General features: G+C 42.5%; 26 protein-coding genes. 1 reads left to right on the forward strand and 25 read right to left on the reverse strand.

Going from position 1 to position 24,115, the window contains the following annotated elements; translation table 11 throughout:
• Positions 1-309 carry an EscU/YscU/HrcU family type III secretion system export apparatus switch protein gene (locus L1264_RS00345; protein WP_135923886.1) on the forward strand — a complete coding sequence of 103 codons (309 nt, stop codon included), beginning with the start codon at positions 1-3 and terminating at the stop codon, positions 307-309.
• A gap of 30 nt (positions 310-339) precedes the next feature.
• Here L1264_RS00345 and L1264_RS00350 read toward each other — a convergent pair whose 3' ends face one another.
• From L1264_RS00350 to fliI, 25 genes are all read right to left on the reverse strand, one after another.
• Entirely contained in the window at positions 340-744 is a 405-nt protein-coding gene (locus tag L1264_RS00350; protein WP_135923880.1) for a DUF2802 domain-containing protein, read from the reverse strand.
• A 15-nt stretch (positions 745-759) separates the two neighbouring features.
• The gene (locus tag L1264_RS00355) at positions 760-1,257 is read right to left on the reverse strand and encodes a chemotaxis protein CheW (RefSeq protein ID WP_054553251.1); all 498 of its coding nucleotides are present in this window, start codon (positions 1,255-1,257) and stop codon (positions 760-762) included.
• 21 nt (positions 1,258-1,278) lie between these two features.
• Entirely contained in the window at positions 1,279-2,037 is a 759-nt protein-coding gene (locus L1264_RS00360; protein ID WP_199527888.1) for a chemotaxis protein CheW, read from the reverse strand.
• 2 nt (positions 2,038-2,039) lie between these two features.
• Positions 2,040-2,810 (reverse strand): ParA family protein, encoded by a 771-nt coding sequence (locus L1264_RS00365; RefSeq protein ID WP_135923878.1) that lies wholly within the window; start codon positions 2,808-2,810, stop codon positions 2,040-2,042.
• Positions 2,811-2,821: 11 nt separating this feature from the next.
• Positions 2,822-3,781 (reverse strand): flagellar motor protein MotB, encoded by a 960-nt coding sequence (locus L1264_RS00370; RefSeq protein ID WP_135923877.1) that lies wholly within the window; start codon positions 3,779-3,781, stop codon positions 2,822-2,824.
• Positions 3,782-3,785: 4 nt separating this feature from the next.
• Positions 3,786-4,550 carry a flagellar motor protein gene (locus L1264_RS00375; RefSeq protein WP_135923876.1) on the reverse strand — a complete coding sequence of 255 codons (765 nt, stop codon included), beginning with the start codon at positions 4,548-4,550 and terminating at the stop codon, positions 3,786-3,788.
• A complete protein-coding gene (locus tag L1264_RS00380) occupies positions 4,543-5,682 on the reverse strand; it encodes a protein-glutamate methylesterase/protein-glutamine glutaminase (protein WP_199527889.1) in 1,140 nt (379 codons plus the stop codon). Before L1264_RS00380 ends, L1264_RS00375 begins: the two co-directional genes overlap by 8 nt.
• 63 nt (positions 5,683-5,745) lie before the next feature.
• Positions 5,746-8,022, reverse strand: a complete 2,277-nt coding sequence (locus L1264_RS00385; RefSeq protein WP_199527890.1) for a chemotaxis protein CheA — start codon at positions 8,020-8,022, stop codon at positions 5,746-5,748.
• A 15-nt stretch (positions 8,023-8,037) separates the two neighbouring features.
• Entirely contained in the window at positions 8,038-8,805 is a 768-nt protein-coding gene (locus L1264_RS00390; RefSeq protein WP_135923873.1) for a protein phosphatase CheZ, read from the reverse strand.
• A gap of 17 nt (positions 8,806-8,822) precedes the next feature.
• A complete protein-coding gene (gene cheY / locus L1264_RS00395) occupies positions 8,823-9,206 on the reverse strand; it encodes a chemotaxis response regulator CheY (protein WP_016708035.1) in 384 nt (127 codons plus the stop codon).
• A gap of 40 nt (positions 9,207-9,246) precedes the next feature.
• Positions 9,247-9,957, reverse strand: a complete 711-nt coding sequence (locus tag L1264_RS00400; protein WP_135926251.1) for an RNA polymerase sigma factor FliA — start codon at positions 9,955-9,957, stop codon at positions 9,247-9,249.
• A gap of 26 nt (positions 9,958-9,983) precedes the next feature.
• The gene (locus L1264_RS00405; protein WP_135923872.1) at positions 9,984-10,844 is read right to left on the reverse strand and encodes a MinD/ParA family ATP-binding protein; all 861 of its coding nucleotides are present in this window, start codon (positions 10,842-10,844) and stop codon (positions 9,984-9,986) included.
• Positions 10,837-12,318: a flagellar biosynthesis protein FlhF gene (gene flhF / locus L1264_RS00410; RefSeq protein WP_135923871.1), complete on the reverse strand. Its 1,482-nt coding sequence runs from the start codon at positions 12,316-12,318 to the stop codon at positions 10,837-10,839. The genes L1264_RS00405 and flhF overlap by 8 nt, the downstream gene beginning before the upstream one ends.
• A gap of 20 nt (positions 12,319-12,338) precedes the next feature.
• On the reverse strand, positions 12,339-14,450 hold the full coding sequence (gene flhA, locus L1264_RS00415; protein WP_135923870.1) for a flagellar biosynthesis protein FlhA: 2,112 nt from the start codon (positions 14,448-14,450) through the stop codon (positions 12,339-12,341).
• 71 nt (positions 14,451-14,521) lie between these two features.
• Positions 14,522-15,652, reverse strand: coding sequence for a flagellar biosynthesis protein FlhB (flhB, locus tag L1264_RS00420; protein WP_135923869.1), 1,131 nt, complete (start codon positions 15,650-15,652; stop codon positions 14,522-14,524).
• 9 nt (positions 15,653-15,661) lie between these two features.
• Entirely contained in the window at positions 15,662-16,441 is a 780-nt protein-coding gene (fliR, locus tag L1264_RS00425) for a flagellar biosynthetic protein FliR (RefSeq protein ID WP_135923868.1), read from the reverse strand.
• Positions 16,442-16,711, reverse strand: coding sequence for a flagellar biosynthesis protein FliQ (gene fliQ / locus L1264_RS00430; RefSeq protein WP_054553264.1), 270 nt, complete (start codon positions 16,709-16,711; stop codon positions 16,442-16,444).
• 40 nt (positions 16,712-16,751) lie between these two features.
• On the reverse strand, positions 16,752-17,492 hold the full coding sequence (fliP, locus tag L1264_RS00435) for a flagellar type III secretion system pore protein FliP (RefSeq protein ID WP_135923867.1): 741 nt from the start codon (positions 17,490-17,492) through the stop codon (positions 16,752-16,754).
• 4 nt (positions 17,493-17,496) lie between these two features.
• Positions 17,497-17,880 (reverse strand): flagellar biosynthetic protein FliO, encoded by a 384-nt coding sequence (gene fliO / locus L1264_RS00440; protein ID WP_135923866.1) that lies wholly within the window; start codon positions 17,878-17,880, stop codon positions 17,497-17,499.
• Positions 17,877-18,278: a flagellar motor switch protein FliN gene (gene fliN / locus L1264_RS00445; protein ID WP_135923865.1), complete on the reverse strand. Its 402-nt coding sequence runs from the start codon at positions 18,276-18,278 to the stop codon at positions 17,877-17,879. Before fliN ends, fliO begins: the two co-directional genes overlap by 4 nt.
• Before the next feature lie 22 nt (positions 18,279-18,300).
• Entirely contained in the window at positions 18,301-19,392 is a 1,092-nt protein-coding gene (gene fliM / locus L1264_RS00450) for a flagellar motor switch protein FliM (RefSeq protein ID WP_135923864.1), read from the reverse strand.
• Between the two features lie 9 nt (positions 19,393-19,401).
• The gene (fliL, locus tag L1264_RS00455; protein ID WP_138557429.1) at positions 19,402-19,923 is read right to left on the reverse strand and encodes a flagellar basal body-associated protein FliL; all 522 of its coding nucleotides are present in this window, start codon (positions 19,921-19,923) and stop codon (positions 19,402-19,404) included.
• A 75-nt stretch (positions 19,924-19,998) separates the two neighbouring features.
• Positions 19,999-22,215 carry a flagellar hook-length control protein FliK gene (locus L1264_RS00460; protein ID WP_199527891.1) on the reverse strand — a complete coding sequence of 739 codons (2,217 nt, stop codon included), beginning with the start codon at positions 22,213-22,215 and terminating at the stop codon, positions 19,999-20,001.
• A 100-nt stretch (positions 22,216-22,315) separates the two neighbouring features.
• On the reverse strand, positions 22,316-22,771 hold the full coding sequence (gene fliJ / locus L1264_RS00465; RefSeq protein ID WP_063706592.1) for a flagellar export protein FliJ: 456 nt from the start codon (positions 22,769-22,771) through the stop codon (positions 22,316-22,318).
• A complete protein-coding gene (fliI, locus tag L1264_RS00470; RefSeq protein WP_421966304.1) occupies positions 22,771-24,090 on the reverse strand; it encodes a flagellar protein export ATPase FliI in 1,320 nt (439 codons plus the stop codon). Before fliI ends, fliJ begins: the two co-directional genes overlap by 1 nt.
• Between the last annotated feature and the right edge of the window lie 25 nt (positions 24,091-24,115).

Below are 24,115 nucleotides of genomic sequence, written 5' to 3' on the forward strand. Positions count from 1 at the left end.
ATGAGCGAACAATATCAACATAAATCTGCTATTGGCCTACTCTACGAAGCGGGCAGTTCGCCTCGAGTAACCAGTAAAGGCTTTGGTGAACTTGCTGACGAAATTGTTAAACTTGCCGAACAAAAAGGCATTTTAATACATCAAGACGCTGACTTAGCACAAACCTTATCGCACCTTGAGTTAGGTGAAGAAATACCAAAAGAGCTTTACTATGTCATTGCTGAATTAATTGCATTTTCGTATGTATTGCGTGGTAAATTTCCACCGGGTTGGCAAGATTTTCAGGGTAAGCTCAACATTCAAGCTTAGGGCTCAGAAGTGCTCCAATAAAAAAGCGCCTCATTGGGCGCCTTTTTGTTTATGAAGAGACATAAGAAGTTCAGCTTCGGCTCTGGGTAACTCGCATTCACGAATTATTTCTTCTAAATCAGCACCTAGCTCAACCATTTTAACCGCTCGCGAATAGATTTTCGCATTCGGATCATCATATTTTTGTGCGTCTTGTAGTTGCTCAAGTTCTCTACTTTTTTCTTCAACAGCTACAACACGTTTGCCAATACTGAGCATTCCTGCACGCATTTCTGCAACTTCACTGCGTAATATACTCAATTGTTGTTGAGCATCTTGCAGCTGTTTTTGCTTAGCCTGAATTGCGGCAGCTTGTTTATTGTTATTGACAAAAATAAGCCCCAAACACACTAAAACTAGTAAGATTGAGGCACCAAACAAAGAGTATAACAGCATATAGTTTCCAAGCGTTTATAGTGCGCTCAGCTCGTCCCACTCATCGTCATTTAAAAGCTTGTTAAGGTCTACCAAGATCAATAACTCACCATCACGGTTTGATACACCTTGAATAAACTTAGCACTTTCTTCTGTGCCAATATTTGGCGCACTGTCAATTTCTGAGCTACGTAAATAAACCACTTCAGCGACACTATCAACTAAAATACCAATGACTTGTTTTTCAGCTTCGATGATGACAATACGTGAGTTGTCGGTAACTTCTGCGCCCATCAAACCAAAACGTGCACGGGTGTCGATCACTGTTACAACATTACCGCGAAGGTTAATAATACCCAACACATACGAAGGTGCGCCTGGAACAGGAGCAATCTCGGTATAGCGAAGCACCTCTTGTACTTGCATTACGTTAATGCCGTACGTTTCTTCTTCAAGCTTAAAGGTTACCCACTGTAACACTTCATCGTTGCTATCAGCATTTTTATTAGCTGACAGTAGTCTTTCTTCACTCATGCTATTACTCCGTAAAAATAGTTACTGCTCACGGCTGTCTAAGCCCTGCTCTAGCAATTGATATAAATTTTCAACGTCAATCAAGGCGCACATTTTCTCTTTGATAACACCGGCTAACCATGGCCGCTTACCTGATTTTGCTCGCCATTTTACATCTTCTTTTTGAAGCGTAATATTATTTACGAGCTTTTCTGCCAATAATCCCCATTGACTATCACCTAAAGTGATTAAATACTGATAATTTAATGCTTGTTCTAATCTTTCATCATATTTTTCTGGCATAACCCAACGTGCAGTATCAACAACATTGAGCTTTTCATCTCGGTTAAGCATTACGCCTTTAAACCATTTTGGTTTACCAAACAATTGGTTAACCTCTGTCAGTTGATGAATTCCCCCTAATGCTTTTAGTGGTACTGCTAAGGTTAAACCTGCAACTTCAAAAAACAGTGCCTGAAACTCGCCATCAAAGTAATCTTCTTGGCGCTCAGACGATGTCTTAGCAATAATATCTGCATTAGATTCTGCAACTATATCTTTGATATTAGCTTGGTTCTCGGTTTTCTCAAGCTCTTTAGTTGACTCAACACTCGGTAAAGGCGGTTCAGCAGCAATTACTGTGGAGGTAATCTTTTCTTCTTGCTTTTGTTCAGGCTCATTAACCTGCTCGAGTAATTTAGCTACGGGTTCAAGATTCTGCTCGCTAGGTTCATCTTCACACAGCAAAGCACCCAAATATTGGGTCATCACTTTTTCATTAGCAAATAAATGCTTACTCATCATTAACCTTGTGCAACTAAATAATCAAGCAAGGCGCGATAGGCAAATACACCTCGAGAACGAGGGCAAAATTGAATCGGCACTTGTTGTGCTAAACTAGCATCTCTAAATTTTGTATCGACTGGGACAACACCCGACCATACTTTGTCTTTGTAATTATCCTGCAGAGTTTTATACGCTTCAAGTGATGCTTTAGTCCGTTTGTCGTACATTGTAGGAATAATAGTATATTGATACTGCTTTGACTGCGATGTTTGCATTAATTCCATCGTCCGCATCATTCGGTCAAGGCCTTTAAGAGCCAAAAACTCAGTCTGTACTGGCACCAAAATACGCTCACTGGCTGCCAAGGCGTTAACCATCAACACCCCTAGTACTGGTGGGCAGTCAATAATTGCATAGTCATAATGGTCACTAATTTTTGCCAGCGCTTTCTTAAGAATTAAGCCCATACCATTTTTATTACCCATGCTTCTATCAAGTGTCGCAATTGCCATAGTGGCAGGTAAAATATCAAGGTTTTCTAATGTTGAAGGGCATAACGCTTGCAAAATTTCTTCACTTGCCATGCTGTTACCGCGTGCAAAAATATCATACACGCTAACCTCAAGCTCTTCAGAATCAATACCAAAATAATAAGTTAAAGATGCATGTGGATCGGTATCAATAAGTAAAACACGCTTACCTTGTAATGCAAGAATACCCGCAAGGCTGACAGCTGTTGTTGTTTTCCCTACGCCACCTTTTTGATTTGCTACTGTCCAAACTTTCACATCACACCTTATTATTGTTCATTGCGCGTGGTTATTCGAATGCCACCATGAGGTAATTGAATCACTTTAATGGTGTTATCATTGCTTGGCAACTCAATTTCAGGAGCTTGTTGCTGCGGCTTTTCTGTGTCTTCATCACTAGGGGTTGTCGGTTCTGGTGGTAAACCATATTTAGAAAGCGCAACCACCACTTTACGGTTTTCAGCTCGGCCTTGTTCTGTATCGTTACTCGCAAACGGTGAATATTGTCCGTAGCCTTCAATCGCCATACGTGCAGGGTTGATACCTAAGTTTTCAAGTTCAACTAACACAGAAGTGGCACGTGCAACCGACAATTCCCAGTTAGAACGAAACATTTCATTGCGAATACCTTCGTTATCGGTATAACCACGTACACGAATATAGTTATCTACAGGGGCAATTATATCTTTGACTAAGCTTACAACTTGCTTGGCTCGTTGCTGAGCCACCGCACTTCCAGAAGAGAACAACATACCCGAACTCAATTCTATAATTAGCCAATCTTGATGTAACTCAAGACTTGCCTCACCATCGCGAATTTCATCTATCAGTGCAGACTGTAACTTGGTAAGAAGGCTATCGAGTGGTTTACCTAGGTGCTTCTTATCAATATTACTGGTCTCACTTTGCCCATCAAGTAGCTCTGGGCCTTGTTCATCTTTACGGATGCTTTCTCCGTATAAAATATCATTTTCGGGACTGACTCGGTCAGTCAAAATACCCGTGCCGTTGACACCTGTTCCAACTTGCTGCTGCTGACGGGCTGATTTTTCAAAAACTTGTTCAAGAGAATCTGAGAGGATTTGGAAATCTTCATTTTTACTAATTGCGATCGCGTACATCACCACAAAAAACGCAAACATAATAGTCATATAATCTGCGTATGAAACCAACCAACGTTCAGTATGCTGACTTTTTTGAGTGTTTTGACGCAAGCGACGGCGCAACATGATATTACTCGTCAACTAAACTTGGGCGATCAACACGGTACGCCTCAAGTTTAAGTTCAATGTTTAGTGGGCTTTCGCCTTGAGAGATTGCAATAATACCTTCAGCAAGTAACTCATGATAAAGCATTTTTTGTTCAATTTGCTGCTTCAGCTTGTTCGCCATAGGTAAAAACAACAGGTTTGCTAAGCCAACACCATAAATGGTAGCGATAAAGGCGGTTGCTACACCCGCACCTAATTTTTCAGGATCAGTAATAAATTGCATTGCTTGTATTAGGCCTAATACGGCACCTAAAATACCGATTGTCGGGCTGTAACCCCCCATCGCTTCATACACTCTGCTAACTTCAAGCAAGCGCTCACGTTCAAGCATTAAGTCGATTTCTAGCGTATCTCTAAGTCTATTCTCATCAATACCGTCGACTAATAAGTTCAACCCTTTTGCCGCGTAGGGGTCTGAATGAGCAAGTGCTTCAGACTCTAATGATAAATAGCCCTCTTGCCTCGCTTTATGTGACCAGCGTTTTACTTGTTCAATGGCGGCGTCGATATCATGATATGGAGGAAAAAAAACCCAATGACTAATTTTAAGTGTTTTTGCAAAAACACTGCCTGGGGTTTGCAGCATCACCGCACCTAAGGTACCGCCAAGTACGATAACTAGCGCAGGCCCGTTGAATAAGGCCGTTACCACCCCTCCTTCTAGCGCATAACCAAAGGCAATTGCGCTGACAGCAACGATTAAACCAAGAAAGGAAAGCTTATCCACAGCCAGTCTCTCGCGTTAAACGAGCCGCAACATCATTTAATGCAAGACTTTCACTGGCAAGGCCTGCATTAGCAACAGCTTGAGGCATACCATATACGACACTCGTTTTTTCGTCTTGAGCCCAAATTGTCGCACCTGCTTGCTTGAGCATGCGGGCACCATCTCGGCCATCAGCCCCCATTCCCGTTAACACGACAGCTAATACATCTGCCCCGTACGCTTTGGCTGCACTGGCAAAAGTAACATCTACACTTGGTTTATAAGTAATACGAGGACTATCGTCTTCAAACACGCGTAGCGTACGTGAGCTGCCACGTCCTTCTACCAGCATTTGCTGACCGCCCGGAGCTAAATAAGCTGTGCCAGCAACCAGTTTATCGCCTTGCTGTGCTTCTTTTACGTTAATTTTACACAAGCCGTTTAGCCGTGCTGCAAATGCCGGAGTAAACGCCGCAGGCATATGTTGGATAAGTAAAATAGGATGCGGAAAATTAGCAGGTAATTGCGTCAAAATAGTTTGCAATGCCACAGGGCCACCCGTTGACGTACCAATTGCGACCAACTGATATTGTTTACCAGAAGCCCGAATGTTACTTGCTGCAGATGGCGATGAAGAGCCCGCAGTCGGTGTTGAACGACTAAAACTGCGATCTGGCTGTACAATACCGCTGCTGCGTGAACTGGTAGAAGTTGACGGTCTTACAACAGGTGCTGGGCGGGTAAATCGAGAGATTCTACGACGGCCAATCTCTTTTACTTTATTTTGTAATAATGCAATTGCATCTTCATTATTACGTGCAATGTCTTCAAATTTCTTTGGTAAGAAATCAAGCGCACCGGCATCTAATGCATCAAGAGTGGCTGTTGCACCATCACGAGTAAGCGATGAAAACATTAAAATAGGCGTGGGTGTGGCTGCCATAATTTCTTTAACGGCACTTATGCCATCAAGTACAGGCATTTCCACATCCATGGTAATAACATCAGGCTTTAGTTCTCGGGCCTTATCAACCGCTTCGCGCCCATTTACTGCAAACCCTATTACCTGAATATTGCTGTCTTGCTCTAATATTTCGCTCACTCTACGGCGAAAAAAGCTTGAATCATCAACAACTAATACTTTGACTGCCATTGGCACTCTCTTGTTATTTATCGTATTTAATGCAGCCTATTGGCTGCAAATTACTATTTCTTATTAGCCAACGTAGTGCTTGAGCATACTCGGTACATCTAAAATTAACGCAATGCCACCATCTGAAGTGATTGTTGCACCAGCCATACCAGGTGTACCTTGAAGTAATGCATCAAGAGGTTTAATTACGACCTCTTCTTGACCAATCAATGAGTCAACAACAAACCCTACTTGCTTGGTACCAATTTGCACAATCACCACGTGACCTTCTGCTTTTCGCTCTTGGCGGTTGGCTCCTTTCACTAACCAGTGTTGTAAATAGAAAAGCGGAATCGCTTTTTTACGCACAATAATTGTTAGCTGACCATCAACAACGTTAGTTTTAGTTAAATCAAGATGGAAAATTTCGCTAACACCTGCAAGTGGTAATGCGAAAGTTTGCTCACCTACCACAACCATAAGGGTCGGTAAGATAGCCAGTGTTAATGGCACCTTGATTTCAAGCGCAGTACCTACTCCCAATTCTGACTGGATATTAACCGAGCCATTAAGCTGGGTGATCTTCGTTTTTACTACATCCATGCCGACACCACGGCCTGAAATGTCAGAGATCTCTTCTTTCGTTGAGAAACCCGGTGCAAAAATTAGATTATAAGCCTCGGTGTCAGATAAACGACTTGCTTGATCGTGGTCAATAACCCCTTTGCTAATCGCTATTTTCTTCAGCTTTTCAGCATCCATACCTGCACCATCATCACGAATGGTCAGTAAGATATGGTCACCTTCTTGAGATGCCGATAAAGTAACAGTACCTGTGCGAGGTTTACCCGCAGCTTCACGCACTTCTGGCATTTCAATACCATGGTCAACAGAGTTACGCACTAAGTGCACCAATGGATCTGCTAACGCTTCTACAAGGTTTTTATCTAAATCTGTTTCTTCACCAACCAGCTGCAGATTAATATCTTTTTTCAAGCTACGTGCTAAGTCTCGTACTACGCGAGGGAAGCGACCAAATACCTTTTTAATTGGTTGCATGCGGGTTTTCATTACCGCACCTTGCAAGTCTGCTGTAACCACATCAAGGTTTGAAATAGCTTTGCCCATTGACTCACTGTTTGTGTTATTAGCAAGGCTCACTAATCGATTGCGCACTAATACAAGCTCGCCCACCATGTTCATAATTTCATCTAGGCGTTTTGTATCAACACGTACAGTGGTTTCGGCCTGAGGTGGCGGCGCTTTTTTCGGTGCAGCAGCAGACTCAGGCGCTTTAGCTGGTGCAGGAGTCGCTTTACTTGGTGCTGCTGGTTTACTCGGTGCAGCTTGTTGTGGCGCAGCTTTAGCAACAGGTTTCTCTGCTTGCGTTGGTTTCTCTGGCTCTACGTTCGGTGCGGCTGTTGGGGTGCTTTCAAGTGACTTTGGTGCACTCCCTTTGCCATGTAATTCGTCAAGTAATGCTTCAAATTCATCATCACTGATCTCGTCATCACCATCACTACTTACAGTGGTGGTGCTAGGAGCAGCAGGTTTTGGAGCTTCAGGTTGAGGGGTATCGGGTTGTTTAACTTCACCAAAACTGCCCACACCATGAAGTTCGTCTAATAAGCTATCAAACTCATCGTCGGTAATGTCATCACTATCATTGCTGCTTGAATCGAGAGTTGCAGCTGCAGGTCCTTGACCTTTACCATGTAACTCATCAAGTAAACTTTCAAATTCGTCTTCAGTGATTTCATCAATATTCTGTGAAGCACTCTCTTGGGCTAAACCACCACCATCAAATAGCATATCAAAAGCAAACGGGTCGCTTTCATCAATATTATCAGTGTTTATGTCGGCTGTTACATCAGCAGTATCAACAACAGGTTCTTCTACTACTGGCTCTTCAGGTGCAGGGGTTGTGTCTTCAATAACACTTGTGTCTTCTCCTGCAAGCTCTTCTGCTGTTGGTGGCTGACTTAACTTATGAAGTACATCAAGTAGAGCAGGATCGGCAGGCTCTGGTTGCTCACGATTTTGAATAGTTGAGAACATTTCGTTGATGGTATCAAGAGCTTGAAGAATAACATCCATTAATTCAGGTGTTACACTACGCACACCTTGGCGAAGTAAATCGAAGACATTTTCTGCACCATGACAAGCGTCAACAAGCTCTGTCATACTCAAGAAACCTGCCCCACCTTTTACAGTGTGGAAACCTCTAAAAATTGCGTTAAGTAAGTCTTTGTCTTCTGGGTTGTTCTCAAGCTGAACCAATTGTTCTGACAAAAGCTCTAGAATTTCCCCTGCTTCAACAAGGAAATCCTGTAAAATATCTTCATCGACTTCAAAGCTCATGCAGTTACTCTCCTCTTAGAAGCCCAAACTTGATAATAGGTCATCAACTTCATCTTGTCCTGAGACAACATCATCACGTGACTCTGCATCAATAATTGGCCCTTCAGGACCTGCTAGCGTATCGCTTGTTGCAGGTGCTTGTTCTGTGGCCTGTTTTTCTTGTTTTTGCTGACCATCTTCTTGACTGCCGAATACAGTTAAGAGATTAATTAAACTGTCTTCAACTTCTCGTACTAGTTCAATAACACGGCGAATTACCTGACCAGTTAAATCTTGGTAGTCTTGTGCCATAAGCACATTGGTCATCAAGCCTTGTAATTCATCAGTTTTAGTATGAGAGTTGTTCATGAACTTATCTAAGCTATGGCATAAGGTTTTAAACTCACCAAGCTCAATTTCTCGGTTCATCAATCGATCCCACGTGGGCTTGATTGTTGCAATTTCATCAGCAAGTTGTTGTGCAATAGGTAAACTTGCCTCAACAGCATCCATGGTTTTATTTGCTGCATTTTCTGTCATTTCCATGACATAGTTTAATCGCTGTTTAGCGTCGGGTATCGCATCGGTAGTTAAATCGGCGAGACGAGTATCAAGATCAAAGTTCTTTAACGCTTCATGCAGTTGACGCGTCAATTTACCGACTTCGGCAAACAACTCTGATTGTTCTTTTGATGCGGCTTCAAGAATTAGCTTATCTGCCTTCTCTTGTTCACCTTTTTCAAGATACTCAACAAGTTGACGAGCTTGCTCTAAACTTATATGAGGCGCAGCAGGTGCTGACATAAGCCTCTCCCCTTAGATTAACCTAAACGTTCAAACACTTTTTCCAATTTGGTTTTAAGTGTCGCAGCAGTAAATGGTTTAACAATGTAGCCATTAACACCTGCTTGAGCAGCAGCAACAATTTGTTCTTTTTTCGCTTCAGCTGTTACCATTAAAACAGGAATGTGTTTAAGGCTATCATCGGCACGTATAGCACGTAACAAATCAATACCTTGCATGCCAGGCATATTCCAATCTGTTACAACAAAATCAAATTCTTGATTTTGTAGCATTGGTAATGCTGTTGAACCATCATCAGCTTCCTGCACATTGGTAAAACCTAAATCCCTTAATAGATTTTTAATGATACGTCTCATTGTAGAAAAATCGTCAACAACAAGAATCTTCATGTTTTTATCCAAAACATCCTCCGGTGAGGTTTGAACCTATATTTACTTACTACTAATTAATCCAGTCATTGATTTTTGCTTTGAGCTTAATCATCGCCTGACCATGTATTTGACTCACACGCGACTCGCTAACATCGAGTATGTGTCCTATTTCTTTCAAGTTCATTTCATCGTTGTAATACAAAGACAAAACAAGGGCATCTCTTTCTGGTAACGATTGGATAGCCGTTAATAGAGACTGGTTAAACCGCTCATTTTTAACGTTATTAAACGGTTTGTCTAGTGCTAAATCATGACCCATTGGTGTTATTACGTCTTCATCTACACCTAAATCCTCGATACCTAATACTTTACTAGAATTAACGTCATGTAGAATATGATGGTACTCATCTAGTGTAATATCAAGTTTTTCAGCAACTTCTGTGTCTTTGGGCTCGCGGTTTAAGGTACTTTCTAATTCAGCAATTGTTTCTGCGACTAGACGTGCATTTCGATGCACAGAGCGTGGTGCCCAATCGCCTCGACGGATTTCATCAAGCATTGCACCGCGAATTCTGATACCTGCAAAGGTTTCAAAACTTGCACCTTTACTAGCGTCGAAGTTTTTTGACGCCTCAATAAGGCCGATCATGCCTGACTGAATTAAATCATCGAGCTGAACACTAGCAGGTAAACGAGCAATCAAATGACACGCCACTTTTTTGACTAAAGAGGCGTGCTTTTCAACAATCGCATTTAAATTCTGTGCTGATTGATATCCCATCGCTTTATTCACCGATGTTGTCATAGTTAGCCGTTTACTAGTTTCTCAATAAAAAATTCTAAGTGACCAGACGGTTGGTTAGGGATCGGCCACTTAACTGCTTTCGTTGCTAATGTTTTAAACGCCACCGCTGCTGGTGAGTTTGGAAATAACTCAACGATAACCTTTTGACGTCGCGTAGATTTACGCATATTTTCGTCATAGGGAATCGTTGCGACTAATTCCATAGAAACATCTAAAAAACGATCCGTTACTTTTGAAAGTTTAGCAAATAATTCTTGCCCTTCACGCATGCTACGCACCATGTTGGCAACAATTTTAAATTTATATACACCATGCTCTCGGCTTAACACTTTAATAAGCGCGTAGGCATCTGTAATTGAGGTAGGTTCATCACATACAACCACAACGACATCTTGTGCTGCACGTGAAAAGCTTAATACCATGTCCGAAATACCTGCGGCGGTATCGACAATTAAAATATCAAACTCGGTGTTTAATTCGCTAAAAGCGCGAATAAGGCCAGCATGCTCAGAAGGAGTTAACTCCACCATGCTTTGCGAGCCAGACGTTGCTGGCACAATTTTAATACCAGCAGGGCCTTCTACAAGAATTTCATCAAGCTCACATTCGCCAGATAAAACATGAGATAAATTACGTTCAACACGTAAACCAAGCATCACGTCGCAGTTTGCCAACCCTAAATCGGCATCCAATACTAATACGCGGTTTCCTTGCTGACCTAATGCAATTGCAGTGTTGAGTGATACATTCGTTTTTCCCACACCACCTTTGCCGCCAGTAACAGCGATAACTTTAACGCCACTATTATTATTTTGATTCATTTTGCGCAGGCCGCTTGCTTGATCTAATACTGTGTTAATCATACATCCCTACTGTGTTCGACGCTACTGCTTGACGTCGTGAATGTTGTGCTTTTGCTCGTTTTAAATACAATTGTTCAGCTTTTTTCACTAGTTTTTCAGCATTCGCTACGCGAATATCTTCTGGAACACGCTGACCATTAGTAAGATACCCTATTGGCAGGCGATTTTGAATCGCTATGCTAATAATCTCACCTAAACTCAACGATTCATCCAATTTAGTGAAGATACAGCCACTTAGCTGAACCTTTTTAAAGTGTCTTACGGTTTCTTGTAGCACATTAATTTGTGCTGTAGCACTCAACACTAAATAACTACGAATATCAACTCGCTGATTACGCATTAAGGTATTAAGTTGCTCAGTTAAGCGTAAATCACGTTGGCTCATACCTGCAGTGTCTATTAATACTAGACGCTTATTTCGTAAATGGTATAGCACTTCAGCCAATTCATTGGCATCTTTTACTTGCTTCACACCACAACCAATAATACGGCCATAAGTTGCAAGTTGCTCGTAGGCACCAATACGGTAAGTATCAGTCGTGATAAGCGCCACTTTATCGGCACCATATTTTTGTGCACCAAGTGCTGCGAGTTTTGCAACAGTGGTTGTTTTACCAACACCTGTAGGGCCAACTAAAGCGAATACACCACCTTGACGCAGGATTTCGTTATTCGTTGTATGCATTTGGTTTTCAACCATTTGCAGAAGTGCTTGCCAAGCTTGTTGACGTGATACATCGTCAGGAATAAAACAGGCCATTTGCTCTGCAACGTCACGCTCAATACCCATACCAGCTAAACGGTCAATCATACACGCACGAGTCGGATCGCGACGCGCCATATCTTGTTGCATTAAGCCTGATACTTGATGTTCAAGTAATTGACGAATGGCATTCATTTCTTCGCGCATTGTCGCAATTTCAGATTGGTTTGCCGGCGCTGCTTGTTTGCGCTCTGTAGGTGTATCAAGATCATCAAACCCTGAGTCTAAGTCATCATCAAAACCTAAACTGTGCGCTTGTGTTTGCATACGTGGAGCAGCTTGCTCTTGATAGCGTGGTTTTGGAGCATATTCAGGACGAGGTTGATCATAACTTTGCTCTTTAGGTTGATAGTGTTCACTCGTATCAATACCTGACTGACTGAACATTGACGCCAGCTCTGGCGAACGAGGGCGTGGGGCTTGACGCTCTAGTAACGCTTGTAAGCTATCGGCAACTTTTGCTTGCGGCTCAGGCTTGGCACGCATTGGCTCAGGTTTGACGAAGTTATGCTGTGGCGCAGGTGCTGATTGCACTGGCGCTGGGTTTGCTTCTGCTTTCGGGGCTGCTTTGTCATAATCAACAGCTGCAACGATTTCAACGCCGTTGGCTAGCTTTTTGTTTGACATAATTACCGCATCAACACCTAACTCGTCTTTCACTTCCTTGAGTGCTGTGCGCATATCTTTGGCAAAAAAACGTTTAATTTTCATGGTTCAACCCCTTTACTATCCTATTGTTGGCCTACTGAGCTGACAATCTTAATCTGTCTTTCGTCTGGTACCTCTTGGTAAGACATCACCCTTAAACCTGGGATGGTGTACTTAACGAAGCGAGATAACACAGTACGTAACATTCCTGACGTTAACAGTATCGAAGGTTCACCGGCCATTTCTTGGTTTTGATGCGCTTCGTTCAATGATTGTTGAAGTCGCTCTGCAAGGCCTGGCTCAATTCCGGCACCTTCGTCACCTGCATTCTGAAGTGACTGATGCAACATCTGTTCCAACTCAGGCGCCAAGGTTATGACAGGGATTTCTGAAGACATACCAACGGCGTCTTGAACGATTAGTCTGCGCAGTGAAATTCGCACTGCAGCCGTTAGTACATCAGGGTCTTGGCTACGTGGGCCATATTCAACAAGGGTCTGTACAATTGAGCGCATATCGCGAATTGCCACCCCTTCGTTTAGTAAATTTTGTAGCACTTTTACGATTGTTGTGAGTGGTAATACGTCAGGAACCAGTCCTTCAACTAAACGAGGATGACTCTTCGCTAACATATCTAATAAGTTTTGCACTTCTTCATGGCCAAGTAGTAACGCTGCACTGTTAGTAAGTAACTGACTAATATGAGTCGCAACAACAGTTGCTGAGTCGACTACGGTGTAGCCTAATGATTGCGCTTCATCTTTTTGATCTGGTTTGATCCATACCGCATCTAAACCAAATGCAGGGTCTTTAGTAGCCACGCCTTTGATTGGGCCAAATACTTGACCAGGATTGATCGCGAGCTCATCGCCATGCTTAAGCTCGCCCTCGCCGCTTGAAACACCCATCATCGTGATTCTATAAGCGTTAGGGTCAAGTTCTAAGTTATCGCGAATGTGCACAGGAGGCACCAAGAAGCCAAGCTCCTGAGACAGCTTCTTACGCACACCTTTGATACGATTTAACAGTTCACCACCTTGAGATTGGTCAACGAGTGGAATTAAGCGATAACCTACTTCTAAACCAATCACATCAACTTGCTGTACATCATCCCAACCAAGTTCTTTTTGCTCTTGTTTGTTAGCAACACCCGTACCCGTTGCACCGCCATTAGCTTCTTGCTCTGCTTTCTCAGCTGCAGCTTTAAGTTTTTGTTGTTGCGTGTAATACGCTAAATAACCTAACAATGCACCTAAGCTTAAAAATGCAATATGTGGCATGCCCGGTACTAAGCCCATAATGATTAGGATACCAGAGGCAATGAACAACGATTTTTCATTACCCAATTGCGTTTTAAACTGATCGCCCATGTTGTGCGATTCATTTTGACGGGTTACAACAATCGCTGTGCCGATTGATAATAATAGCGAAGGTAATTGCGCAACAAGACCATCACCAATGGTTAGAAGAGTGTAAACTTCCATTGCACGACCAAAAGTAAGATCATGCTGGATCATACCAACAAATAAACCACCAACAATGTTAATGACCAAGATGACAATACCAGCAATCGCATCACCTTTTACGAATTTACTCGCACCATCCATCGAGCCATAGAAATCGGCTTCGCGAGTTACTTCTTCACGGCGTTCACGGGCTTGCTCAGCACTAATAAAACCAGCGTTTAAGTCAGCATCAATTGCCATTTGTTTACCTGGCATTGCGTCAAGGGTGAAACGAGCTGACACTTCAGAAATACGGCCAGCACCTTTGGTGATAACCACAAAGTTAATGATGATAAGAATAAGGAAGACGACTAAACCAACCGCATAGTTACCACCGATAACTACCGAGCCAAAGGCCTCGATTACTTTACCCGCAGCGTCCCCACCATTATGACCTTCAAGCAATACCACACGGGTACTGGCTACATTCAGTGCTAAGCGCATAATGGTTGCAATCAGAAGTACCGCTGGGAACATACCAAACTCAAGCGGTTTCATGGTGTACACAGTAACAAGTAACACCACTAGGGCTAACGCGATATTAAACGAAAAAAGAATATCTAAAAGAAATGGAGGCAGGGGTAAAATAACCATACCCAAGGCTGCAAGTACCAGCAGTGGCGTACCTACACCCTTAGCATATTCTTTTTTATCTCTGTTAAGTTGTTGTAATACCGCTTTAAATTCCATAATTCAACAATTTCAAAAAATTGACACTACACGGAATTTGCAATAACTATTCCAAGTTATATGGCTAGGAATTAATATTTGTAACCATCTGGAATCGGTAACTTTTTGTCGAGTGGAACAGGCCGTTTACCACGCCCTTTTTGGAAGCGTTTTAACTGGAATACATAAGCGAGAACCTGAGCAACTGCAGTGAACAGCTGATCCGGAATTTGCTGGCCCACATCGGTGGTGTGATAAAGCGCACGAGTAAGCATTGGAGACTCAACAATAGGCACATCGTTTCCTTTACCAACCTTACGAATTTGCATAGCAAGTTCATCAACCCCTTTAGCAAGCACAATAGGCGCACCCGCTTTGGCTGTATCATATTTTAGCGCCACAGAGTAATGAGTCGGGTTGGTAACAATAACATCGGCATCAGGGACATCTTGCATCATGCGCCTTTGCGACATTTCACGCTGTGTACGGCGAATACGCGCTTTAATTTGTGGGTCACCCTCTGAGTTTTTGTATTCGTCTTTTACTTCTTGTAGGGTCATTTTCAGCTCTTTATGATGCTTGTGGCTTTGATATGGAGCATCAATCGCTGCGATGATTATCAATGTGCAGGTCAATCCTAAAAACATCCAAGAGAGGATCTCAAGCGCATGAATAAAATTACTGGGTGCACTTTCTTGGCTCAAATGAAGTATTTCATCAAAAAAGGTATTAATTAAAAACACCGCAAAGCCTGCAACCACTGCAAACTTCAAAATGGATTTAACAAGCTCTACGCCAGCTTGAGGGCCAAGCATACGTTTAATACCTTTTGCAGGCGACATTTTACTCGCTTTTGGTGCTGCGGCTTCCCAGCTAAAATTAAATCCGCCTAGCAAGGTATTTCCTATAAAACCAGCAATGACAATGATAAAAACGAACATCGCCATAGGGAAAATCAACGCATCAGCAACAATTCCCCACACAGAGAACATTTTAGTGGTGTCGTAGGTTTCATTGCGGTTCAGGCTCAATAATCGGCCCATAATGTTGTACAAACCTTTGCCGATTTCAGGACCATAAATTAGTAACGAAATTGCAGAGAAAATAAGTACAAACATAGTGCCGAGCTCTTTTGAGCGCGCTACTTGGCCTTTTTTCTTGGCATCTTCTATTTTTTTCCCGGTGGGTTCTTCGGTTTTTTCTTGACCTGAATCTTCAGCCATGGCTCGCTCCTAAGGTGTACAACCAACAAGGCTGCACATTAACTCAACCATTTTTAACCACTGAAACTCAAACTGAGTCATAAAGTTACCAAGCGTTGCCCAAATAATCACAAGCCCAGCAACAAGAGTAAACGGGAAACCTATGGAAAAGATATTAAGTTGCGGCGCTGCACGGGTCATTACACCAAACGACATGTTAATAACCAGCATAGCTGTTAGTGGTGCCAAGGCAAGTACTAAGGCTGTGGTAAACATCCAACCGCCCCAAGTAACGATATCCCAGTAATGATCCACCGCCCACCAATTACCATCGATTGGCAATACCTCAAAGCTATGAATAACCATTTGAATCATCATCAAATGACCGTTAAACACAAAAAACAGCAAAGTAGCCAAAATGAGATAAAACTGGCCCACTGCTGGAACATTCATACCGTTTGACGGGTCAACGACCGACGCAAAACCAAGACCGGTTTGCATTGCTAGTATTTGTCCGGCAAGAACAAAGGTATTGAGCAGTAAGACTGAAGCAAAGCCAATCGCAACACCAATCAGCATTTGCTGTATCACGACTAATATCATTTCAAATGAGAAAAGATTATTAAAGCTTGCCTGCGGCAACATAGGTACAGCAACAAACGTTACTACAATAGCTAAACCTAGTTTAATTCGTGTGGGAACGTTTTTCGCGCCAAGGCCAGCCATAATCATGATCATTGAGCTTATGCGGACCAACGGCAGTAGAAAGTCACTGAGCCATTGAATTATGACTGCAAATGGAAACTCCATTTAGCCTGCAATCTCCGGTATCGACATCACTAAACGCGTAAAGTAATCCATAAGCTCTTGAGTAAACCAATGGCCCCCGATAATAAGTGCACTTATGGTAATTAACAAACGCGGTAAAAAGCTTAAGGTTTGCTCATTGATTGATGTTGCCGCTTGGAAAACTGCCACTACAAGACCAACTAATAAGCCTGGCACCACGATTGCAGACACTAACTTTATGACTAAAAACAGCGCGTCACTGAGTATATCGACAAAAATTTCTGGTTCCATTTTGTCTCTCCTACCTAATTATGTGCTTGTAATTGCATGGCTACACCCCAAGCCCAAAGCTCTTCGCCAGTGTGCCCATCACAAGGCTCCAACCATCTACTAGCACAAACAGCATAATCTTAAAGGGTAAGGATACAATCATAGGTGAGAGCATCATCATACCCATGGCCATTAATACCGAGGCGACAACTAAATCAACTATCAAAAACGGGATGAAAAACATAAAACCAATGATAAAGGCCGTTTGCAATTCGCTGGTAACAAACGCAGGAATTAAAACAATTAGCGGGGTATCTTCTGGTGAATCTAATTTATCGTAGCCGGCAATTTTTGCGAAGGTTTCTAAATCTTTTATGCGAACTTGCGAGAGCATAAAAGCTTTCATTGGCTCTTTTGCAAGCTCCAATGCTTGTGTAGAAGTAACCTGTTCATTTAAATAAGGCTCAATTGCACGTTCGTTTACCTGCTGATAGATAGGAGCCATTATAAAAATACTTAAGAACAATGACATACCAAGCAATATTTGATTCGATGGTGTTTGTTGTAAACCAATAGCCTGACGCAATATAGCAAGTACAACTATGATACGTGTAAATGAGGTCATCATGATGACTGCGGCAGGAATGAAGCTCAGCGCAGTCATGATCGCTAACACTTGCAGCGTTACCGAGTAATCTTGCGAGCCATCAGGGTTAGTGGTGATAGTGAGCGCTTCGACACCTTCTGCATTGACGGAAGGTAAAAACAACACACTTGCTAAAATAACGAGCCACTTGATCATAGCGTTAATTCTTTTTATTAGAAGGTGATTGTGGGTTTAATAGTTTGCCAAATCGTTTTGCTAGTTCTGGCAATTCTTTTTCTTTTAAGGGTGTTTCAAGCTTATGTAAGTAATTAATACTGTGAGGTGTCACACCAATTAAGTGTTGAGCGTTATCTATTTCAATCACCATTAATCGCTCACGTGAGCCTAACGGTAAACTTCGGACAACTTTAAACTCATCACTGTTAGCGAGATTCGGATTAAGCTTTTTTACAAAAAAGGCTAATCCAATAATAACAACCAACACCAAAAGCAAAGACATCACCATAGACAGAAGATCTGCCGTCGGTGATGCCGTTGGAAACACAGTGCTCGACGCACTCGATAAAGCGATAAGTGCGTTCATCGTAACTTTTTAATACGCTCTACTTGGCTAATCACATCCGTTAAGCGAATACCAAACTTGTCGTTTACAACGACCACTTCACCATGCGCAATTAGCGTACCATTAACCAACACATCAAGCGGTTCACCTGCAACCCGATCAAGTTCAACCACAGAACCTTGGTTTAATTGCAATAAGTTACGAATATTGATTTTTGAACGACCGACCTCCATCGAAATAGTCACCGGAATGTCTAAGATGGTATCAAGCTTTCGTTTTTCGTCACTTGAGAGCTCATGCCTTTCATCTTTTAATTCATCAAGCTCTGCCACAGAAGCATCACTTGTGGCATTTTCGGCTTCCTCAGCTTCGGCTAAGGCCGCAGCCCATTCGTCCATTGTATCTTGATCATCACTCATTATATTTAACCTTATAAATCGACTACCAGTCTAAATCGACACCATCAGAAAGGTGTAGATCTTCTTCTAGTTCTGCTAATTCTGCATCTGAATCCAGTTTTTTGCCACCTTTTGTGAACACATGAAGCTCAGACTTAACTGATTCAGGGCGTTTAATTTTTTCGCTAATTTGTAGAGCAACATTATCTCTAGAGCGGCCCATTTTTGCTCTAAATGTCGGTAACTCTTCAACAAACACAGTGATATGCTCTGGCATTTCAACCGGAATAATATCACCCGCTTTAAGCTCCATAATCTGCTGTAGCGTTAAATCTATTTCGAGAAGCTGTGTTGATAAGTCAACCTCAACATCCATAATTTCGTCGCGCAGCGCTTTACTCCAGCGTAAATCAGTATCTTCTGTATCTGATTGCACACCGGCATCAAGTAACTCACGGATAGGTTCAAGCATTGAGTAAGGCAAGGCGATGTGAAAATCACCACCACCACCATCAAGTTCAATGTGAAATGAACTGATAACAACCACTTCTGTTGGGCTAACGATATTGGCCATGGCTGGGTTTACTTCTGAGTCTAAATACTCAAACGACACATCCATTACCGGCGCCCATGCTTCTTTATAATCTTCGAAGATAATTTTAAGCAGCATTTGCACGATACGGCGTTCTGTTGGGGTAAATTCGCGGCCTTCAATTTTGGCATGGTAACGACCATCACCCCCAAAGAAGTTATCCACCAAAATAAACACCAAGCGTGCTTCCATGGTGATAAGCCCTGTGCCTTTTAACGGACGAAAACGCACCATATTCAAGCTTGTAGGAACAAATAAGGTATGAATATATTCACCGAATTTGATCATTTGAACGCCGTTAATCGAGACTTCAGCGGTACGGCGCATCATATTGAATAAGCTAATGCGCATGTGACGCGCAAAACGTTCATTCACGATTTCCAGCGTCGGCATTCGGCCACGTACGATACGATCTTGTGAAGAAAAATCATATTGCAGTGTATTACTGTCTAAGTCATCACCTTCGTGAATATCTTCCTCATCGACTTCATCAACACCATGTAAGAGCGCATCAATTTCGTCTTGAGATAATAAATCGCTCACGCTGACCCCTTATTGCATCACAAAGCCGGTAAACAGTACCCGCTCGATCACTTTGCTGCCTTCCACATCACTTAAAGCAGATTGCACTTTTTCAAGTGCTGCAACACGAACAGACTCTTTACCTTCACTGGTACCTAGCTCATCCGCTGTCGTTGTTGACAGTACGCTTAATAAGGTACTTTCAATGAGTGGAATATGCTTTTTAGCCGTTTCTTCATTTACTTCGCCACGTACTAAAAGCTGCACTTTAATTTGCACAATACGGTCACGACTAGCGCCCGGTACATTGAAAACAAAAGGACGAGGCATAGCAACATACAAAGCAGAGCCAATTTCAGCAGAACTTGAAGGTGCCGCGGCTTCTGCTGCCGTTGTTTCGTCGGCAAGACTTTCTACTGGTTCTTCACCACCCATAAATAAAAAGTAGCCTGCTGCAGCAGCCACTATCACAACGACCGCAGCAATGATAATTATGAGCTTCTTTTTACCTTTACCTGTATCTTCTATTTCTAAATTTGCTTCTTCGGCCATTGTCACTTCCTTAAGCGTTACAACAGTTAGGAAATATACTCATTGTAACTATTTTATTTCTTATAATAGCAGGACTTATGCATAGTAATCTATTGATGATGAAGATTGTTGTCGAGAAGTTTCTGCACTTTGTGCTGTTACCTCTTGTTGCTGCTCTTCACTGTGCTGATTACCAGCTAACTGGCCTAGACCAGGCTCTCCATCCTGCTGCTGCTCAGGGCTACCCTGCTGAATACTACTTTCACCTAGCTCTATTCCCTGCTGAGCAAGCATTTCGCGTAGTCGGGGCATAGATTGTTCAAGCGCTTCTTTAGCTTGCTGGTTTTGTACTACAAAGTTTATTTGTGCCTGCTCTGCGTCACTGCGGATACGTATTTGCATACTGCCCATTTCAGGCGGATCAAGACGGATTTCAGCTTCTTTATTATTAATATTTAACAAAGCACTAACTCGTTCCTGAAGCATTTTCGCGGCATCACTTTTAATGATATTAATCGCTTGCATAACCCCAGGATCTACACTCACCGACTTGCTCTGTGCTTGCTGAGTTGTTTGCGTCTGCATAATATGCGCATCTATTGCATTTTCATGATGATGCTGAGCAATATCATGTGCTGTTGGCTGAATCGACGTCGCCACAGGCGACGTTAACTGATTTAATAACTGAGTAATTCGCGGGGTACTAACCTCCTGCGAACGTTCAGCATTAAGCTTAATATCTCGCTCGGCTGATGACTCTTCAGAATTATTTACGTTACCTACCGCAGGGGCTAACTTTTCAGCTCGCGTAGGTGTTGTATTACTATTTTCTACCGCGCTTGCATTGGCTGTAGTAACCGGCGTAGTTAGATTTGTTTTCCCGTTAGTGTTAACAGCCTCTGAAAGCCAAGCCTTAGCTGCTGTTAGTTTTTCAAATTGGCTAGTACCAGCTGTGACTGTTTGTAGTTGTGCATTAACCTTGTTCAACAGCGCTTGTTGCTCATCTTTTGTCAATGCAGCCAGTTGCTTTTCAACACCTACAGGCAATTTAAAGTCACTTGTTTTTTGCTCAGATAACTTAACACCTTGCTGTATTTGCGACTCATCAGCCGTTAATTGTGAGGCTTGATTTTGCGTAACTTGCAACGGCGTAGTTTTGTTCATCAATTCTGTAAGCAAGTTTTTAATAGTTTCAGCGTCTTTTGAGTCTAACTTGTGATCTGTCTTTAACTGATTAATTTGTTGTTCAAGCTGTTGTTGCTGCTCGTGGGTAAGTGATAAACCTTTTGCAAATTCACTGACAGCTTTACCATCACCGCTTTGCACCTTAGCAAACAAACTGATAATTGATTTATCTGTTACAGAATTTTCTATCCCTTGGTTAACTTTAGGTGAATCAGGGTTTTGCTCTGTAGAGGAAACAGTTTTGGCATTAGTGACTTCTGCAACCACTGAGCTTGCGACACTAGCTTGGTTATTTTGAGCGGCGAGCTGTGCTGATGTTGGTTTTTGAGCATCAGCCTCTCCCGTAGCCTTTAACAGACTATTAAGGCTATTTTTTTCCGAGAGGTTTGCTTTTGTCTCTTTAGCTGATTCTGACTGTTGCGGCACTGTATTTGGCGTATCAGCTGCAGAAACAGTTAGTTTTTTATCGATTAATGGGCTATCAGTATCAGACGTTTTTGCATCTTTCTGCGGTATTTCAGTACCAGCCTTTAACTGATTATCGACAGCTGTCGCAACTTTTGATTTATGTAATACGCTCGCAGCAGTATTGTTGATATCAGAATTGCCAGCAGACTTATCAGCATCAGACATAGAGTTCATTGGTGATGGAATTATTGGAGTAACAGAATCACCAGAAACTGGCTTTTTAGCAGTTACATCATCGCCTAACTCATTATCTTCAATAAGTTTATTAACCCGTGTACTCATCGCTTGGGCTGCATTAATTTGCGAAAGTAATGAGTTTTCTTCATTTAGGCTTGAGTCTGTTTGTGACTCATCTTGCTGTTTTGTTACAGTCTCATTCGCATTCTTTTTGCTATCGCTTTCATCTGCTGTGGCTGATTCGTGGTCATAGTCTGTATCGACTGTCAGCTCTTCAGACTCTTGTTCACTTTTTTCAAGACGAGAATACTCGTTGTCATTTTTAGATTGAGAGGTTGTTTGGGCATTTGCCGCTTCACTTGCTTCTGTTAATGACGTTAAAAAGCGCAACCCTGAAGCTGTATCGTAAGACTCCGTCTCTTTGCTAGAAAAACCAGTACCTTGCTCAGTTTTAACCTGCAAATTGATATCACTGATCGCCATAATTCACCTAAAAAGAAAGAGGCAATTTGCCGCCGCAAGTGCCAAAATTAATGCTTCTGATTAAGTAAATGCAATTAACATGCCTAAAAAGGTTAGGATTTTAGAGAAGTGCGTTTTTAAGCTGACGTTGATAAAACTGATTTGAAGCAAATTCGTCCAACATTTTTTGCTCCGCTTTCGCCACTAGCATCGCTTGCTTTTCAGCTTGTTTCTCAATTAACTTTGCCACCGCTTTTGCTTTCACTTGCTGTTTTAACCACAAGGCTTTGCGCTGCGTAACAACTTGCTTTGCGGTATTCACAGTGCTTGCTTGCTGGCGAATCGCTTCTTCTATTTTGGCAATAAAGGCATGGTATTGGCTAAACCCAGCACTAGACAGACCTGAGCGCCCTTTCAAATGTAACTGCTGAGAATACTCCATGCGAAAGTTATTCAGCCCCTGCAGTTTTTGTTGATTACTTTGTAAGTGCTGCTGCGCTTTTAAGTAATCCATACGTAACGATTCTTCTTTATCACTCTCAAGCTTTAACAATAAATCAAGTTTACTTTTAGCCATTAACCTTGTCCTAATAACTGCGCTAGACCTTGCAGACCATCATCATAACTAATAACGTCTTTCATGCCTTGCTGAAGGAATTGATTGACTCGCGGCATCATATTGATTGCTTGGTCGAGCATAGGGTCGGTACCTTTTTGATATGCACCTAACGTAATCATGTCTTTATTCTGTTGATACATTGAATACACTTGCTTGAGCACTCGCGCTTGCTGCATATGCGCTTCAGAGACCACTTGCGGCATAACACGGGAAATTGATTTTTCGATATCAATAGCCGGGTAATGACCGCTGTCGGCTAAATCCCGAGATAAAACAATGTGACCATCTAAAATAGCACGGGCAGAGTCTGCAATTGGGTCTTGCATATCATCGCCCTCACTGAGCACGGTGAAAAATGCCGTAATCGCACCTTGCCCTTCACCACCATTACCAGCACGCTCCACCAGCGCAGGCAGTTTAGCAAATACTGAAGGCGGGTAACCTTTGGTTGCAGGCGGCTCACCTACAGCCAAAGCGATTTCACGTTGTGCCATGGCATAACGGGTAACAGAGTCCAGTAACAACAATACGTTAAGACCTTGATCACGAAAATATTCAGCAATGGTTACTGCACTTTCGCAACCTTTTAAACGCATTAATGGTGAAGCATCGGCCGGTGCAGCTACTACAACTGAACGTTTACGACCTTCAACACCTAAAATCTCTTCAATAAATTCTTTTACCTCGCGGCCACGTTCACCCACCAAACCGACCACAATCACATCAGCCTCAGAACCACGTGTCATCATCCCAAGTAGCACTGACTTACCAACACCAGAGCCTGCAAATAGCCCCATACGCTGACCTTGACCTACGGTAATAACAGAGTTGATAGCCCGTACACCTACATCCATAGGCTGGCTAATTGGACGTCTTGCAAGGGGATTTATGGAATTTTGCGCAAATTTAAGATGGTGCTCAGCATTAATCGCCCCTAAACCATCGAGTGGACGACCAAGACCATCAACGACACGCCCAAGCAAACTCATACCCACAGGTAAACCAGTTTCATTCATCTGCGGGATCACTCGTGCACCAGGCAGTACACCAGAAATATGGTCATTGGGCATTAAATACAAAGTTTGGTCGTTAAAGCCAACCACTTCTGCATCAACAAAGCCATTTATAGTCTCAATTTTACATTGACTACCAACCGGCGCTCTGAGCCCTTTCGCTTCGAGTGTTAAACCAACAACACGCGTCAAAATACCAGCAACAGCTGGTTTTGGGGCTTTTATATGTTTTTCGTAGCGTTTTAAGCGATCGCTAAGGGTCATTGCGTGAGTACTCATAAAGAGCCTA

Origin of the sequence: Pseudoalteromonas sp. APAL1 (assembly GCF_021532475.1) — a bacterium.
GTDB classification, from domain to species: Bacteria; Pseudomonadota; Gammaproteobacteria; order Enterobacterales; family Alteromonadaceae; genus Pseudoalteromonas; species Pseudoalteromonas lipolytica_C.

What these genes read in the sequence shown, in the direction of transcription:
- fliQ (WP_054553264.1), bottom strand. Translation starts at nt 16,711, where the DNA reads ATGGAACCAGAAATTTTTGTCGATATACTCAGTGACGCGCTGTTTTTA.
- L1264_RS00400 (WP_135926251.1), bottom strand. Translation starts at nt 9,957, where the DNA reads ATGGGATATCAATCAGCACAGAATTTAAATGCGATTGTTGAAAAGCAC.
- L1264_RS00355 (WP_054553251.1), bottom strand. Translation starts at nt 1,257, where the DNA reads ATGAGTGAAGAAAGACTACTGTCAGCTAATAAAAATGCTGATAGCAAC.
- flhA (WP_135923870.1), bottom strand. Translation starts at nt 14,450, where the DNA reads ATGGAATTTAAAGCGGTATTACAACAACTTAACAGAGATAAAAAAGAA.
- fliO (WP_135923866.1), bottom strand. Translation starts at nt 17,880, where the DNA reads ATGAACGCACTTATCGCTTTATCGAGTGCGTCGAGCACTGTGTTTCCA.
- L1264_RS00385 (WP_199527890.1), bottom strand. Translation starts at nt 8,022, where the DNA reads ATGAGCTTTGAAGTCGATGAAGATATTTTACAGGATTTCCTTGTTGAA.
- L1264_RS00345 (WP_135923886.1), top strand. Translation starts at nt 1, where the DNA reads ATGAGCGAACAATATCAACATAAATCTGCTATTGGCCTACTCTACGAA.
- L1264_RS00350 (WP_135923880.1), bottom strand. Translation starts at nt 744, where the DNA reads ATGCTGTTATACTCTTTGTTTGGTGCCTCAATCTTACTAGTTTTAGTG.
- flhF (WP_135923871.1), bottom strand. Translation starts at nt 12,318, where the DNA reads ATGAAAATTAAACGTTTTTTTGCCAAAGATATGCGCACAGCACTCAAG.
- L1264_RS00460 (WP_199527891.1), bottom strand. Translation starts at nt 22,215, where the DNA reads ATGGCGATCAGTGATATCAATTTGCAGGTTAAAACTGAGCAAGGTACT.
- fliJ (WP_063706592.1), bottom strand. Translation starts at nt 22,771, where the DNA reads ATGGCTAAAAGTAAACTTGATTTATTGTTAAAGCTTGAGAGTGATAAA.
- L1264_RS00370 (WP_135923877.1), bottom strand. Translation starts at nt 3,781, where the DNA reads ATGTTGCGCCGTCGCTTGCGTCAAAACACTCAAAAAAGTCAGCATACT.
- fliI (WP_421966304.1), bottom strand. Translation starts at nt 24,090, where the DNA reads ATGACCCTTAGCGATCGCTTAAAACGCTACGAAAAACATATAAAAGCC.
- fliP (WP_135923867.1), bottom strand. Translation starts at nt 17,492, where the DNA reads ATGATCAAGTGGCTCGTTATTTTAGCAAGTGTGTTGTTTTTACCTTCC.
- L1264_RS00380 (WP_199527889.1), bottom strand. Translation starts at nt 5,682, where the DNA reads ATGGCAGTCAAAGTATTAGTTGTTGATGATTCAAGCTTTTTTCGCCGT.
- fliN (WP_135923865.1), bottom strand. Translation starts at nt 18,278, where the DNA reads ATGAGTGATGATCAAGATACAATGGACGAATGGGCTGCGGCCTTAGCC.
- L1264_RS00390 (WP_135923873.1), bottom strand. Translation starts at nt 8,805, where the DNA reads ATGTCAGCACCTGCTGCGCCTCATATAAGTTTAGAGCAAGCTCGTCAA.
- L1264_RS00360 (WP_199527888.1), bottom strand. Translation starts at nt 2,037, where the DNA reads ATGAGTAAGCATTTATTTGCTAATGAAAAAGTGATGACCCAATATTTG.
- L1264_RS00405 (WP_135923872.1), bottom strand. Translation starts at nt 10,844, where the DNA reads ATGATTAACACAGTATTAGATCAAGCAAGCGGCCTGCGCAAAATGAAT.
- flhB (WP_135923869.1), bottom strand. Translation starts at nt 15,652, where the DNA reads ATGGCTGAAGATTCAGGTCAAGAAAAAACCGAAGAACCCACCGGGAAA.
- fliL (WP_138557429.1), bottom strand. Translation starts at nt 19,923, where the DNA reads ATGGCCGAAGAAGCAAATTTAGAAATAGAAGATACAGGTAAAGGTAAA.
- fliR (WP_135923868.1), bottom strand. Translation starts at nt 16,441, where the DNA reads ATGGAGTTTCCATTTGCAGTCATAATTCAATGGCTCAGTGACTTTCTA.